This window comes from Halorussus salilacus, assembly GCF_024138125.1.
In the GTDB taxonomy this organism is placed as follows: Archaea; Halobacteriota; Halobacteria; order Halobacteriales; family Haladaptataceae; genus Halorussus; species Halorussus salilacus.
Genome location: NZ_CP099993.1, coordinates 414,054 through 428,378, shown reverse-complemented (window position 1 = coordinate 428,378; position 14,325 = coordinate 414,054). Strand labels below are relative to the sequence as shown.

The window sequence follows — 14,325 nt, the reverse complement described above, 5'->3', positions numbered from 1 at the left end:
GAAACAGGGAAGGACCAGTTCTCGTAACTACCACGACGACCGCGGGAGTCAGATTATGGAAGTCACACTGCTCAAATCCACGGAAGACCCGGAAGAGGCGATCTGTACTGCGGCGCGGAACGACTACATGAGTGACTGGGTGGGTGAGAAGGGCTTCGAGGAGATCATGGAGACGGTAGAGGGCGATACCATCGAGGAGAAACAGTACACGCTCATCAGTCACCTCCTCAAACACGGTCACTTCGGTCCGTTCGAACATCCCAAGGCCGTCTTCGCCGTCAAAGGGATCAGTCGCTCCTGTATGGCTCAGATCACCAGACACAGGCACGTCAGTTTCGACGTCCAGAGCATGCGGTACGTCTCGTTCGACGACGTCGATCCGGACGATGTGGGCGATGGCGAGATGGTCGTGATACCGCACTCGGTGAACGACCCGGACTGGATCGGTCGAAACCAGAAGGGCGGTGCAGTCGATGAGGAAACGGTCGAGAAACGCCGGAGAGTGTTCGAAGCGTCCGTCACCGAATCGGTCGATGCGTATCAGCAACTCCTCGACCTCGGCGTCCCGCCGGAAGACGCCCGATTCGTCCTTCCCATCGGAACCAAAGTCAACATGGTGATGTCGATGAATCTGCGAATGCTCATGCACGTCGCCGACATGCGCGCGGCGGCCGACGCCCAGTGGGAGATCCGTGAGCTAACCGAAACCGTTCTCGACTTCGCAGAAGAGTGGTGTCCGCTCACCTTCAAATACTATAACGAGAATATGAAGAACCGGAAGAACCGGCTGGCACCCTGAGCTGGCTTCCGTAATTCATGGACGACCAAGCCGAAGCGGAACTCGAACGAACGCTAAAGCGGTCGTACGGTCGATTTATCGCGGACGAACTCCTCGACGAGCAAGACCGCGACTTGCTCCGGCGTGCGTTCCCCAAAAACGACACGGCAGAGAACGCGGTGTTCGCGGCCCGAAACGACCTCGACGCTCACCGCGGCCGCCTCACGATTCACTCCGAGTGGGACCCGGAGGTACCCCCGGACGACGCGGTGATTCGGCGATATCTCAGCGTCGACCGCTTCTGGTCGCTTCTCGAAGCGTCGGGACTGTGGTTCTCCCGAATCGACGGGTTCTCCGACCAGTTCGAGGCGACGTTGCCGAAACCGAACGCGGACTTGCGCGATGCGGTGAAGCGCTGGTCCGGCCGCGATTCCACGGAGACCGAGCACAACGAGCGGATGCGGAAACGGCGCGACGACAGGACGTACATCAACTGCTGGCGTCTGGGCGAGGACGAATCCGCGGTCTTCTGGAACGCTTACATCGGCGACGAGTACGGAGTCGCAGTCGAGACGACGGTCGGCGACTTTCGAGCGGCCGTCGAGATGGACGTTTCGGACGGATACGTGGAGCTCTATCGAGAGTACGTCCGGTCGAGAGGCCCGGAACGGGCCGAGCGACAGGCGCGGATGTACGACGGGCTCTCCAAGCTCCAAGTCGGCGCGGTAGAGTACCTCGATTACGACGAGGACGCGATACCCGGGAGTACGTTCTCCTATTCGCGGTACTTTCACAAGCGGAACGCGTTCGAAGACGAGCGTGAATTCCGAGCGGTGTTCGAAGACGACGCCGCCCTGACGCCCGAGGTCGAGGGATACGATTCGGTTCAACTCCACGGATTGCTCACCGGCGAGGAGATGCACGTCGCCGAATCGGGGCAGTACGTCCCGGTCGATACGGAGCGACTCGTGACGGGAGTGGTCCTCGCTCCCGGCACCTCCGAGTCGTTCCGGACGTTGGTCGAACTCACCCTTCAGGACCACGGAGTAGACGTTCCCGTCACGCGCTCCCGTTTAGACGAGACGCCGAACTGAATGCTACTCCTCGGCCAGTTCCTCGACCAGCGTCTCCAGTCCGTAACTCCGGAGGGGTCGCTCGCCGTCCCGGAGCGCCGAGATGACGAACGTCGAGTTGGTGCGCTCGACGCCCTCGATGGCCTCGAACTCGCTGATGAGGCGCTCGACCGCGTCGCTGTTCGGCAGGCGAGCGATGACGATGAAGTCGGTCTCGCCCATGGTGAAGTACGCCTGCGTGACGCCCTCGACTTCGAGGAGTCTGTCGCCGAACTCCTCGTAGGGGCCCTCGTAGTCGGCGAGCACCTCCACGAGGACAGTGACACCGAGGCCCGCTTTTTCGAGGTCGAGGTCGTAGAGGTCGTTCTCGATGACGCCCTCCTCGCGGAGATTGTTCACCCGGTAGTGGATGGTCGAGACGGGGATGTCGGTCTCCTCGCTCAGCTTCTCGGGGCTTCCGGTGCCGAGGTCGGCGATGGCCTTCAGGATCGTGACGTCGCGCTCGTCCATGTCGGTTGCGTTTCGCGTCCCGACTAATTAATCACCGGCGTTTGACTTGGGGTGCTGGGGTCCGCCGTCGTCCGAGACCGTCTACCGTCCGCGGTCTCACGGACGGCTGTCGCGGGAAGGAGTCAAAAACTGCCGCCGAATCTGAATGGATAGCAACTATAACTTCGTTCTTTGTAGAAAGGTTTAACAACCACGGGTGGCTTCGATTGGAACAGAATCATGATTTCGGGGAGAATCCGAGATTTCATCTCTCGAACGCCGGTGTTGTTCGTACTGCTTGCAATCCTCTGGGGCGGCTCGTTCGTCGCCATCGAGGTCGGCCTCCATCACTTCCCGCCGTTGCTGTTCGCTGGCCTGCGGTACGCGATTGCCGGAGCGGCCATCCTCGGATACGCCGTGGTCGCGGCCGACCGCTGGCGGCCCGCGGGCCGCGACGAGTGGCTCACGGTCGGGATAGTGGGCGCGTTCATCATCGCTGGCCACCACGCGTTCCTCTACCTCGGCGAGCAGTACGTCTCGGGAGCCATCGCGGCGGTCGTGGTCAGCCTCACGCCCGTCCTGACCGTGGCGTTCGCGGCAGTCCTGCTCGACGAGCGCCTCACCGGCGTCCAGGCGACCGGGTTCGCGCTCGGCGTCCTCGGCGTCGGAATCGTCGCCGGGTTCGACCCCGCGACCGCGCTCTCGACGAGCGCGGTCGGCGTCGGACTCGTCCTGCTGGCGACCGCCTCGTTCGCGCTGGGAGGCGTCCTCACCCGGCCGTTCCGGTCTGACCTCCCGCTCGCGGCGATGCAGGGCTGGGCGATGGTCGGTGGTGCGGGGGCGCTACTGGCGGTCGGCGCGCTCCGAGGCGAGTCGATGGCGACCGTCTCGTGGACGCCCACCGCGGCGTGGTCGCTGGTCTACCTCACGCTGTTGTCGGGCGTGGTCGCGTTCGGCGTCTACTTCCTCCTGCTCGACCGGGTGGGTCCGACCCAGCTCAACCTCGTGGGCTACCTCGAACCCGTCACGGCGGCAACGTTCGGTTGGCTCCTGCTCGGCGACCTCATCGACGCCGGGACCGTCGCCGGGTTCGGGATCATCTTCCTCGGGTTCGCGCTGGTCAAGCGCCGCGCGCTCGCCGGGGTCGTCGCGGGACTGCGGTCGTGCGGCGACGATGCGGGGGAGGAGGCGTGGTCCGGTGATGTCGGTCCCGCAGACGACTGATGGGGCCACCTCGAAGGAACGCGAAGCCGCACCATCCACTCGGCGCGCGCTGGCGCGGCGCGGCTGTGTTGCGCCGCGCCCATCATCCGCGCGAGGGATGACTGAGCGAGCGACCGCCGGGAGCGAGCGAAGGAGTCGGTTGGGGAGGTCCGTGGCTCTCCTCTGTTGAGTGCTAGTCTCCAGTCCACCGAACCCTCGAATCGGAACCGTTCGTCTGTTCGCACGCACGGCAAGCGACGAACTCCGGACACAGTTCGTGGCGGGTCGGTGGAGACCCCCCGACCGATGTACCGAGCATTTTGACGGAACCGACCCCTTTTCGGCCCTCCGTGCGAATGCGGTGGTATGGCTACGCGCGACGCCGACGGACCGCGGCGGGACGCCCGCGCCGACTACGACTACGGGTCCGACGACACGGCGCGCCCGGGGCTCGTCTCCGACCTGCAGTCGCTCGTGGACGGCGAGGTCCGATTCGACAGCTACTCCCGACAGCTCTACGCGACCGACGCCAGCGCCTACGAGGTGACGCCCATCGGCGCGGTCTTCCCGACCTCGACCGCCGACGTGTCGGCGGTGATGGGCTACTGCGCCGACCGCGAGATTCCCGTCCTCCCGCGGGGCGGCGGCACCAGCCTCGCGGGGCAGGCGGTCAACGAGGCGGTCGTGCTCGACTTCACCCGCCACATGGACGCCGTCCTCGACGTGGACCCCGAGGGACGGACCGCCCGCGCCCAGCCCGGGGCGGTGCTGGCCGACCTGAACGCGGAACTCGAACCCCACGGCCTGAAGTTCGCGCCCGACCCCGCGTGGGGCGACAAGTCGGCGCTCGGGGGCGCTATCGGCAACAACTCCACCGGCTCGCACTCCCTGAAGTACGGCAAGACCGACGCCTACGTCGAGGAGTGCGAGGTCGTCCTCGCCGACGGGACCGTGACGACCTTCGGCGAGATGTCGCTCGGAGAACTCCGCGAGCGCGCCGACCCCGATGGGGACCTCGAAGCGCGCATCTACGCCGAGGTCGTCCGGATTCTCGACGAGGAGAGCGAGGCCATCGAGCAGGCGTACCCCCAGCTCAAACGCAACGTCTCGGGGTACAACCTCGACAGACTCGTCGAGGAAGCGCGCGAGGCGCGGCGCGCCTCGCGCGCGAGCGGTGAAACCGCCAGAAGCGAAACCGCGAGCGACTCGGGCACCGTCAACCTCGCGCGCCTGCTCGCGGGGAGCGAGGGCACCCTCGCCATCGTGACCGAGGCCGAGGTGGGGTTGGAGCCGATTCCCGAGACCGAGTCGATGGCGCTGCTCGCGTACGACGACCTGCTCGACGCGATGGCCGACGTGGCCCCCATCCTCGACCACGACCCCTCCGCGGTCGAGGTGCTCGACGACGTGCTGGTCGACCTCGCGCGCGACACCGAGGAGTTCGAAGACGTGGTCGGAATGTTGCCCGAGGGCACCGACTCGGTCCTGCTCGTGGAGTTCTACGCCGAGGACGACGAGGAGGGCCGCGAGAAGGTCGAAGCGCTCCTCGCGGACAGAGACGGAGCGCGCGCCTTCGCCGCGCTGGAGGCCCACGACGAGGCCGAGCGCGCCCGGTTCTGGAAGCTCCGGAAGTCCGGGCTTCCCATCCTGCTGTCGCGCACGTCCGACGCAAAGCACATCTCGTTCATCGAGGACGCCGCGGTCCCGCCCGAGAACCTCCCCGACTACGTCGCCGACTTCCGGGAGGTGCTGGCGGACAACGACACCTACGCCAGCTTCTACGCCCACGCCGGACCGGGATGTCTCCACGTCCGACCCCTCGTCAACACCAAGAGCCCGGTGGGGGTGAACCAGATGGAGGCCATCGCCGACGCCGTGACCGACCTCGTGGTCGAGTACGGGGGGAGCGTCTCGGGCGAACACGGCGACGGCCGCGCCCGGACCCAGTGGAACCGCAAACTGTACGGCGAGCGCGTCTGGAACGTCTTTCGCGATTTGAAGACCGCGTTCGACCCCGACTGGCTCCTGAACCCCGGGCAGGTCTGCGGGGACGCGGCCATGACCGAGAACCTCCGGTTCGACCCCGATTACGAGTTCTCGGCGGGCTTTGCGCCCGAACTGAACTGGGAGAACGAGAACGGCTTTCAGGGGATGGTCGAGCTCTGTCACGGCTGTGGCGGCTGTCGCGGCGGGCAGGAGACGACCGGCGGGGTGATGTGTCCGACCTACCGGGCCGCCGACGAGGAGATAACCGCGACGCGAGGCCGGGCGAACCTGCTCCGGCAGGCGATGAGCGGAGACCTCGACAGTGACGCCACCGACGTGGAGTTCATGGCCGAGGTGCTGGACCTCTGTATCGGTTGCAAGGGCTGTGCCCGCGACTGTCCGAGCGAGGTCGACATGGCGAAGCTCAAGGCCGAGGTCGAACACGAGTACCACCGGCGACACGGCGCGAGCCTCCGAGACCGACTGTTCGCCAACGTCGAGGCGCTCTCGACGGTCGGGTCGGCGCTCGCGCCCCTCTCGAACTGGGCGAGCGGGCTCCCGGGCGCGCGGACCGCGATGGAGAAGGCCCTCGGTATCGCCCGCGAGCGGAGCCTCCCGACCTTCCACCGCGAGAGCTTCGAGGACTGGTTCGAGTCGCGGGGCGGGTCCCGCGTCCCCGAGTCCGACGCCGCGCGGACGGTCGCGCTCTTTCCGGACGCCTACACCAACTACAACCACCCCGACGCGGGGAGGGCGGCGGTCCGCGTCCTCGAAGCCGCGGGGGTCCACGTCCGGGTTCCCGACGACGTGACCGCCAGCGGGCGGCCCGCGCTCTCGAAGGGCTTTCTCGACGTGGCGCGCGAGCGCGCCGCGACCAACGTCGCGGCGCTCGCGCCGAGAGTGCGGGACGGCTGGGACGTGGTCGTGGTCGAACCCTCCGACGCCGTGATGCTCCAGTCGGACTATCTCGACCTGCTCGGCGGTTCCGGGACGCGGGGCGTCCCGGAACCGCCCGCGGGCGACGCCGGGGTCTCAGGCACCGAAGTCGAACGTGTCGCCGCCAACACCTACGGAATCATGGAGTACCTCGACGCGCTCGACCTGACCGGCGACCTCGCCTTCGACGCGCCAGACGAGGCGCTGACCTACCACGGCCACTGCCACCAGAAGGCGACCAAGAAGGACGCCCACGCCGCGGCGGTCCTCCGGGAGGCGGGCTACGAGGTCGACGCGCTCGACTCGGGGTGTTGCGGGATGGCCGGGAGCTTCGGCTACGAGGCCGAACACTACTCGATGAGCAGGGCCATCGGCGAGATTCTGTTCGAGCAGGTCGAGGCGAGTCCGGGCAAGCAGGTGGTCGCGCCCGGCGCGTCCTGCCGGGGCCAACTCGGCGACCGGGACGAGAGCGACGAGGAGCCACACCATCCCATCGAGAAGGTGGCCGAGGCGCTCGATTGAGGGGAGTATCCGTCACGCGATAGCGGGTCGGTCGACGAGGTTCGGCCGGTGACACCAATCGCGGGTGGGACTGAAAGGGGCCGCCCGCTCGGTCCCTCCCGGACGAAGTAAGCACCGCAGGGAGCGAAGTGACCGAGGAGCGCAACGAGGCCCGGAGGGTCGAGCGGGCGGGGGCTTTCGAGGCGTTCTCGACTCAGCCACGCACACCCACTTCGTAAACCCGACAGAATCGCTCAGAACCCACTGAATTTATCGCGCCGGTAGAGGTCGAGTTCGCTCACCGTCGAGCCCTCCTGCCGGGCCGCGAACGCGATGGCCTCGGCGACCTCCTCGGGTTCGGTCACCTCGCCCTCCTCGAAGCGCTCTTCGAACGACTCGCCGTAGGCCGCCCCGAACTCGGTCCGGACCTCCGAGGGGTTGACGACCGTCACGGCCACGCCTTCTTCCCCGACGTTCCCCTCGACGCTGTGGGCGAACCCCCGGACCCACCACTTCGAGGCGGCGTAGACCGGGTTGAACGGTCGGGGGTACTGCCCGGCGAAGCTCCCGACGAAGATGAGGTGACCGTCGCGCTCGCGGAGGTGCGGGATGGCCTCCCGGGTGGCGAAGAACACGCCGTCGACGTTGGTCTCCATCATCGTCCGGAACTGGTCGGCGCTCATCTCTTCGACCGACTCCCCGCGGGCGAGTCCCGCGTTGTTGACCAGACAGTCGAGTCGGCCGAACTCCGCGACGGTGGTCTCGACCATCTCGACCACCGAGTCCTCGTCGCGGACGTTTGTCCTGACCGGGAGCGTCTGCGCGCCGTGCTCCTCGCGAATCCGCGCCGCGACTTCGCGCAGGCGCTTCTCGCGGCGGGCCGCCAGCGCCACGTCGGCGCCGTCGCGCGCCAGCGCCATCGCGGTCGCCTCTCCGATGCCCGAACTCGCGCCCGTTACCAGCGCCACACGTCCGTCGAGGGGGTCGTCTGCCATGGCCGACCCTGCGACGCCGACCGAGTTGGTTCTTGCGCCGGAACGCTCGCGTTTGCTCGGTTCGCGGGGACATCCCCGACCCGGGGCTTTAGGACCCGCCGAACCAATCGATTCGGTATGCTCGTACTTCGCGGCGGGACGGTGGTGGACGCCGACGGCCGACGAGAAGCCGACGTGGCAATCGAGGGCGACGAGGTCGGCCGAGTCGCCGAGGGCTACCGGGCCGACCTCGTCGTACTCGACGGGAATCCGCTCGACCACGCGACGGTGTGGGGGTCGCCAGCACGGGTCGTGTCGGCCGGAACCGCGGTGCGGTGACAGCCCCACGTCAAAAGGTCTTTTATACCGGGCAATGGAGGAATAACGTACATGAGACGGCTGCTGGCGGTCGGCCTCGTAGTCGTGTTACTCGTCGGGGCGGTGCCTACGGCGGCGATTTCGGGCACTCAGCCCATGCGCGGCCCACAGGCGACCCCACAAACGCTGGGTGCTGCGGAGAACTTCGATAGCGTCGAGTTTCACATCGATGTCTACGACAACGGCACCGCCGAGTGGACGTTCCTCTACCAGCGAACCCTGGAGAACGACACCGAGCGCCAGCAGTTCGAGGAGTTCGCCGACGAGTTCAACAACAACTCGACCGACCTGTACGAGGGCTTCCAGCGGCAGGCGAACGAGTTGGCCGACGCCGGACAGAACGCCACCGGGCGGACGATGAAGGCCGAGAGTTTCTCGAAGAGGGCCGAAGTCGTCGGAATCCTCGAAGAGAACCGCGGCGTCGTCAGGATGTCGTTCCAGTGGTCTGCCTTCGCGGCGGGCGAAGGCGAGGACGTCGTCATCGGCGACGTGTTTCAGGGCGGTCTCTACCTCGGTCCGAACCAGTCGCTGGTCATCCACGCCGGACCCAACCTCCAATTCGCGTCGGCGTCCCCGGAGGGGTACGAGCCCTCCGGCGACGGACTGGCCGACAGCGAGTCGATAACGTGGCAGGGCGAACGCGACTTCACCGACCAGCGCCCGCGGGTGAAGTTCGACCCGGTAGAGCAGACGACGACCGAGGAGACCACGACCGAGGAGCCCACGACCCGCGAGGGAGGCGGTGACGGTGCCGACAACGCGACGACCACGTCGTCGAGCGCGGGCCAAGCGCCCTCCGGGAACGGGTCGTCGCCGCTGATGCTGTTCGTCGCGGCCGTCCTCGTCCTGCTCGGCCTCGCGGCGGCGTTCGCGTGGCGACAGGGTGACTTCGGGTCGCTGGCGACCGACGACGACAACCCCGGTGGCGGCGGGTCTGCCGCCGCGAGCGCCCAGTCTGCAACGCCGGAACCCTCGGTCAGCGACGAGGAACTACTGACCGACGAGGCCCGCGTGAAGAAGTTGCTCGACGAGAACGGCGGCCGGATGAAGCAGGTCAACATCGTCGACGAGACCGGGTGGTCGAAGTCGAAGGTGAGCATGCTCCTCTCGGAGATGGAAGACGAAGGCGAGATCAGCAAGCTACGGGTCGGCCGCGAGAACATCATCAGCCTCGAAGGCCACGAACCGGACGCCGCCGGGTCGCCTCTCGAAGAGTGACCGTTCACGTATTCCGCGTCTGACCGGTAACGGGGAGTGTCTGTCAATCGAGAGCCGTCAATCCCGGCTTTCGGTTTTGTGAACCGTTCAGGTCGGACTCCCGACGTGTGGAACCGGCACACGGCGGGGCGAAAGCGCAACTGTTAAACGTAACGTGGCACTACGAGAGAGTGCAGACGCGACGAACGGAATGCTCCGTTGGTGTAGTCCGGCCAATCATCTTGCCCTCTCACGGCAAGGACCAGGGTTCAAATCCCTGACGGAGCACTTCCATCCCCTTTCCTTCCTGCGGATTCCCGGGTCGCCCTAACCCAACGTAACCATGGACACCACAGGCAACCCGACTCGCATAGTCGAATACCCCCACGCTGTCCGGCGATTCGCGTTTTCGCGGGGCAAGACGACTCGCATAGTTCCCAGGGAGGCGCGGCAATGGACCTGAGCGACTTCCCGGTCGTTCCCCAGCCATCCGCAGACCGGCTCGGCCCGCGCCAACGCGTCGACTACCGGGCCGAACGCGAAGACTGCCTCCGCTGGTTGTTGGCGTTCGGCAAAGATCCCGACCAGGCAGATGGGTATGCGCCGACCACGGTCACGGCCCGGAGCTATCGGATGGACCACTTCTACCGGTTCGTCTGGGAATCCACCGAGCAGTATACGACCACGGTCACGCACGACCACGCGGACGAGTGGATGCAACAGTTGGCGATGGCCGATTACAGTGATGCCCACCGGGACTGCTGCCAGAAGGCCGTCAAGATGCTGTTCAAATGGCGGGCCCATGAACGGGGCGATGACGAATGGGACCCGGCCATCCGCTTTTCGTCGAACAGCGGGACAACGACACCGCGCGACTACCTCACGAAACCGGAGCGGCGGCAGATCCGGGAAGCATCGTTAGAATACGGGAGCATCCCACACTACAACAACGTCACGCCCGAGGAACGTGACCGGTGGACGGCCTACCTCGCCCAAAAGTTCCACAAACCGAAGGCAGACGTCGGACCGGCCGATTGGGAGCGGGCGAACAACTGGCGCATCCCGAGCCTCGTGGGGGTCAGTCTCGATGCAGGCCTCCGCCCTATCGAAGTCAAACGAGCCGTCACATCGTGGGTTGACATTGAGAACGGACTCCTGCGGATTCCCAAAGAAGAATCCTCGAAAAACGAGGGGCACTGGCGGGTCGGCCTCAGTACGAAAACCCTCGACGCACTTGACCGGTGGCTGGACCAGCGCCAGAACTACGAACTGTACGACGGGCGTGATGAACTCTGGCTGACCCGAGAAGCGAACCCATTCCGGTCCACGCCACTCCGCCGGTTGCTCCACGACCTGTGCGATATTGCTGGCATCGACTACGAGCACCGGCAGATGAGCTGGTACACGATCCGGCACTCGACCGGCACGTATATGACCCGGGAGGAGGACCTGGCCGCAGCACAGGCACAACTCCGGCACAAGAGTCCGGAGACGACGATGAAGTACGACCAAGCGCCCGTCGAAGATCGCCAGGACGCGCTGGATCGACTCGGATGATGACCACTGTCGGTGCCTACTGACTGGAACGATTTTTTAGCCAACCAAGGTGTCTAAAACGGGGCTTGTGTGAGAGGTACTGGACTCGCTCATCGTAGGGAATAGACGCAATCACTGCACCATAGCCGATCTCTCAGTATTGATACCGCGATGTGAGCAGTGGATATCCGACTCTATCAAAACCCTTAACGACCGACAACACTGGCGTGTAAGATACAGAGCGTATATTTAGCAAGCGACAAGTGCGGATTTATATTATGGTGGTCAGTCGCATTTTGGATAGAATACTCATCCGTCTATCCACCAGTAAATTGAAGAAGTTTGATGAACACTTCGTCTATGATCACTCGTCTGAGTTAGGAGTAGTTCTCATTGCCTACATTCCCCAACCGGGGCCATGCTTTAGTTTAATATTGTGCCGTAACTGGCTGGTCAGCATCTGAACCTCTGCTGAATACGTATCGCTGTACCGGAACTCCTCACAAATTTTCAATGCTTCCTCGATAGCTCCTGCTTTGTACAGTGTCTCAGCGTACATTATCTGCGCTTTCGGCTCCATCTCCTCTAATTTTTCAATCCACTCGAATTGCTGGACGGCATCATTAAACCGACCGTGTAGTTTGAGGTAATCGATATAAGAGTATCTATATTCGGGCTGTTGTGGCTGTTTATCTACTGCCATCTGGAAACCGATTTCCGGATTCTCACGCCAGTTCTCACTGTCAGTCGTATCGATGTCAGAGTAGGTGAGAGCGGTAGCAAACCGACTCCATGTTTCTGCGCGCTTATCGCCGCCCTCGAGAGCTTCTTGAAGTTCGGTTACCGCCTGTTTGTACGCTTCAACACGCAGACAGAACGCTCCGAACTCGGACTGGAGAGTAGGCGACGCGAGCTCTGCAAGTGCGAAATGGTAACAATTAGTGATGCGCCGAATAAGGTCTGAATCCTGATCCTCATCTTGGCGGCTAAGGGTAGCATCCAGTGCCCGTGCGGCAATGAGATATTCAGCGCCAGTTTCTGCAGTGCTTGCTGCATCTATAGATAGTTCCCGAGCAGGCTCCAATTTGTCCTGCTCCAAATACGCATACACGGCTAATGCAATGAGTGCTGTGTGGTCACGTTGTTTCTCGAAAAGAGGAAGAGTACTCTGGATAAAATCAGAGAAGCCGCTATTTTGTAATAAATGTTGGAGATGGAAGCAATCTTGATCAATTTGCACAGCGCTTGTAAGCTGTTCCGCTGCACGCTTAAATTCCAAATCAAGCAAATACCCTAGAGCTGAGTAGAACCGTGCTCGTGAATTCCCTGGAGCGCAGTTATAGGCCTGCTGAAATTGGGTTTTGATTTCCTCAGCATCTTCCTGAATTTTCCCGAGGTAAACCCCATATGCGATGTGATAATCTGGATCATCAATGCCAGAGTTGATTGATTTCTCAAGATGGTAAACAATTCGTTCTGATTCAGCGTCAATTTCCATGAGCCGGAGAGCTAGATTATAGTTCAAATCAGCAGCTGTTTTAGATGACAGAATTTCGCTAACTGTCGTACAATTGTTTTGGACCCAATTGCTCAACGGGTAGTAGTAATCATCAACTGCTCCTGCGATGGCATCCAGCCGCTGAGCTGGGATATAGATATATTCCGTATTTTGAAGCCTGCTGTCCGGGCGGTTAGGTACAATCGGTTGGATCCAACCATCCTTTGCTATTCTATCCAAGCTATCAGCAAATTCCAGCGGTCGATTATCGAATACGTCGATAAAAATTCTCTTTAGAAAATCTCGCCGTTGATGTAGTCCGAAGTCGTGGCACAACTTTGAAGCGATGAGCAGACTCTTGTCCACCGTATCCAAATCCCGATAGCGATATTTCCAGACTTCGGATACTCCTGGTAGGTCCTTGATAGCGTCCGCAGTTAGCAGGTCGGTATCAGTACTAATTGTCTCGACAAGCTCAACGACTGCTCCTGGAAGTGGCGTCCGGCTCCGAATCTCCTTCTCGACAGTGTCCCGGTCAGCCTCTGCGACGACAACGTCGTAGTAGTCGGCCACACTATCTATCAGTTGTCGCAACTGAGAAGATGTGGGCATACTGAGGGTCACGATACATGTGTCCTCCCCACTGCTAGACAATATTTCATTTACTTTGTACTCCAACCCTTGGCCTGATTCGCTGCTACAGATGACATGGCATGTACCGGGAACATCATTATAGAGTTTGTTGACAGTATGGCTGAACAGGTCAACTGATGATCTGCCCGGTGTAGTCGTAATGTCATCCCAGACCACCAGAACATTATCTCCCTGAATTAATTCCCGGACCGCTGGATAATCTGTCTGGTGGGTATAATCCCTGCCGATGACGATTATCTCGTCTACGTCGTATAGTGTTGAGGCGTTCTGAGTAAGCCACGCCAGACATCGAGTTTTCCCAGATTGCTCCGGCCCAAAAATGACACACTGGGTGTTACCAGAGAAATCATCAAACTCCCCGCGAGAGACATATTCTATGCACTCAGCAAAGCTTTGCTGGAGTACTTGATCCGCAGCCTTCGCCGCGTCGCCAATCTCGAATCTCGTTGCGCGAGTCGGCTTCTGTAAGGTTTTTAGTTTCTTCTCAACATCCTCCTTAATCTCTTCCACTACTTGTTTGACGGTCTGTTGTCCATCAAAAATGGCGACCTGGGCTGGTTCAGGTTTCAGTTCTGCAAGGAACGCATCATAGCCTTCTTGAAATGCAATGAGTGCCTCATGGTGAATGATGTCCCGAAGCTCACTATGCTCTGAAACATCAATCCTATTCAAGTTAAGAAGAATATCAACAAAATCTCGTGCTGCTTCTTCTGGCGAATCAAGCTGGTCGACTGAGTAGCGACTGGAGAGTTTCTCCCAATCCGTTTCGACTTCCTCATCGAGTTGTCCGGTCTCTCGTAATTCTTTGAGGTATAGATCGAACTTAGTTCGGAATTTCTCGTCAAACGCGGTTGTCGCAGTGGCGAACTCTGATTTATAATCCGAGGAAAAGAGTCGATTGGCAATCCTACGGTTGGCCGTATTAGTACCTTTCGCAATGCCGCTGGCCAGTAGTTTTCCGCCTATAGTAGTGCTTGGATCGCTCATAGTTGGTTAATTGAATTTCAATACTACAGAAGCAAATACTTCGTGATATACCGAAGTATGCCCGAGAACCCACTGCTGTGTTATTCAGGGATTTGGTAGGTGATTGTTGTTGAGTTAAGCCTCTAACGCACTCAG

General features: G+C 61.8%; 10 protein-coding genes and 1 tRNA gene. 8 read left to right on the top strand and 3 right to left on the bottom strand.

Going from position 1 to position 14,325, the window contains the following annotated elements; all coding sequences use genetic code 11:
* Window positions 1–55 precede the first annotated feature (55 nt).
* Both thyX and NGM10_RS02130 read left to right on the top strand, forming a co-directional pair.
* Window positions 56–799 carry an FAD-dependent thymidylate synthase gene (gene thyX / locus NGM10_RS02135; RefSeq protein ID WP_253481312.1) on the top strand — a complete coding sequence of 248 codons (744 nt, stop codon included), beginning with the start codon at window positions 56–58 and terminating at the stop codon, window positions 797–799.
* Between the two features lie 17 nt (window positions 800–816).
* Window positions 817–1,872, top strand: a complete 1,056-nt coding sequence (locus NGM10_RS02130) for a hypothetical protein (protein WP_253481311.1) — start codon at window positions 817–819, stop codon at window positions 1,870–1,872.
* Between the two features lie 3 nt (window positions 1,873–1,875).
* Here NGM10_RS02130 and NGM10_RS02125 read toward each other — a convergent pair whose 3' ends face one another.
* Window positions 1,876–2,361, bottom strand: coding sequence for an Lrp/AsnC family transcriptional regulator (locus NGM10_RS02125; protein ID WP_253481309.1), 486 nt, complete (start codon window positions 2,359–2,361; stop codon window positions 1,876–1,878).
* A gap of 219 nt (window positions 2,362–2,580) precedes the next feature.
* Here NGM10_RS02125 and NGM10_RS02120 point away from each other — a divergent pair, with 219 nt between their 5' ends.
* Together NGM10_RS02120 and NGM10_RS02115 are read left to right on the top strand one after the other, a co-directional pair.
* The gene (locus NGM10_RS02120) at window positions 2,581–3,564 is read left to right on the top strand and encodes a DMT family transporter (RefSeq protein ID WP_253481307.1); all 984 of its coding nucleotides are present in this window, start codon (window positions 2,581–2,583) and stop codon (window positions 3,562–3,564) included.
* 345 nt (window positions 3,565–3,909) lie between these two features.
* Complete coding sequence (locus NGM10_RS02115; RefSeq protein WP_253481306.1) at window positions 3,910–6,987, top strand: FAD-binding and (Fe-S)-binding domain-containing protein; 3,078 nt, start codon at window positions 3,910–3,912, stop codon at window positions 6,985–6,987.
* Between the two features lie 233 nt (window positions 6,988–7,220).
* Here NGM10_RS02115 and NGM10_RS02110 read toward each other — a convergent pair whose 3' ends face one another.
* Window positions 7,221–7,961 (bottom strand): SDR family oxidoreductase, encoded by a 741-nt coding sequence (locus NGM10_RS02110; RefSeq protein WP_253481304.1) that lies wholly within the window; start codon window positions 7,959–7,961, stop codon window positions 7,221–7,223.
* 117 nt (window positions 7,962–8,078) lie between these two features.
* Between NGM10_RS02110 and NGM10_RS02105 the strand changes: the two genes are divergently transcribed.
* From NGM10_RS02105 to NGM10_RS02090, 4 genes are all read left to right on the top strand, one after another.
* Window positions 8,079–8,279 (top strand): hypothetical protein, encoded by a 201-nt coding sequence (locus NGM10_RS02105; RefSeq protein WP_253481302.1) that lies wholly within the window; start codon window positions 8,079–8,081, stop codon window positions 8,277–8,279.
* Between the two features lie 51 nt (window positions 8,280–8,330).
* Window positions 8,331–9,536 carry a helix-turn-helix transcriptional regulator gene (locus NGM10_RS02100; RefSeq protein WP_253481300.1) on the top strand — a complete coding sequence of 402 codons (1,206 nt, stop codon included), beginning with the start codon at window positions 8,331–8,333 and terminating at the stop codon, window positions 9,534–9,536.
* Between the two features lie 192 nt (window positions 9,537–9,728).
* Window positions 9,729–9,803, top strand: a tRNA-Glu gene (locus NGM10_RS02095).
* A gap of 165 nt (window positions 9,804–9,968) precedes the next feature.
* The gene (locus NGM10_RS02090) at window positions 9,969–11,072 is read left to right on the top strand and encodes a tyrosine-type recombinase/integrase (protein WP_253481298.1); all 1,104 of its coding nucleotides are present in this window, start codon (window positions 9,969–9,971) and stop codon (window positions 11,070–11,072) included.
* A 376-nt stretch (window positions 11,073–11,448) separates the two neighbouring features.
* Here NGM10_RS02090 and NGM10_RS02085 read toward each other — a convergent pair whose 3' ends face one another.
* Window positions 11,449–14,190 (bottom strand): tetratricopeptide repeat protein, encoded by a 2,742-nt coding sequence (locus NGM10_RS02085; protein WP_253481295.1) that lies wholly within the window; start codon window positions 14,188–14,190, stop codon window positions 11,449–11,451.
* Window positions 14,191–14,325 lie beyond the last annotated feature (135 nt).

Bases quoted from the DNA above. Each gene is read 5' to 3' on its own strand.
- NGM10_RS02130 (WP_253481311.1), top strand. From the start codon at position 817: ATGGACGACCAAGCCGAAGCGGAACTCGAACGAACGCTAAAGCGGTCG.
- NGM10_RS02120 (WP_253481307.1), top strand. From the start codon at position 2,581: ATGATTTCGGGGAGAATCCGAGATTTCATCTCTCGAACGCCGGTGTTG.
- NGM10_RS02105 (WP_253481302.1), top strand. From the start codon at position 8,079: ATGCTCGTACTTCGCGGCGGGACGGTGGTGGACGCCGACGGCCGACGA.
- NGM10_RS02085 (WP_253481295.1), bottom strand. From the start codon at position 14,190: ATGAGCGATCCAAGCACTACTATAGGCGGAAAACTACTGGCCAGCGGC.
- NGM10_RS02115 (WP_253481306.1), top strand. From the start codon at position 3,910: ATGGCTACGCGCGACGCCGACGGACCGCGGCGGGACGCCCGCGCCGAC.
- NGM10_RS02090 (WP_253481298.1), top strand. From the start codon at position 9,969: ATGGACCTGAGCGACTTCCCGGTCGTTCCCCAGCCATCCGCAGACCGG.
- NGM10_RS02110 (WP_253481304.1), bottom strand. From the start codon at position 7,961: ATGGCAGACGACCCCCTCGACGGACGTGTGGCGCTGGTAACGGGCGCG.
- NGM10_RS02100 (WP_253481300.1), top strand. From the start codon at position 8,331: ATGAGACGGCTGCTGGCGGTCGGCCTCGTAGTCGTGTTACTCGTCGGG.
- thyX (WP_253481312.1), top strand. From the start codon at position 56: ATGGAAGTCACACTGCTCAAATCCACGGAAGACCCGGAAGAGGCGATC.
- NGM10_RS02125 (WP_253481309.1), bottom strand. From the start codon at position 2,361: ATGGACGAGCGCGACGTCACGATCCTGAAGGCCATCGCCGACCTCGGC.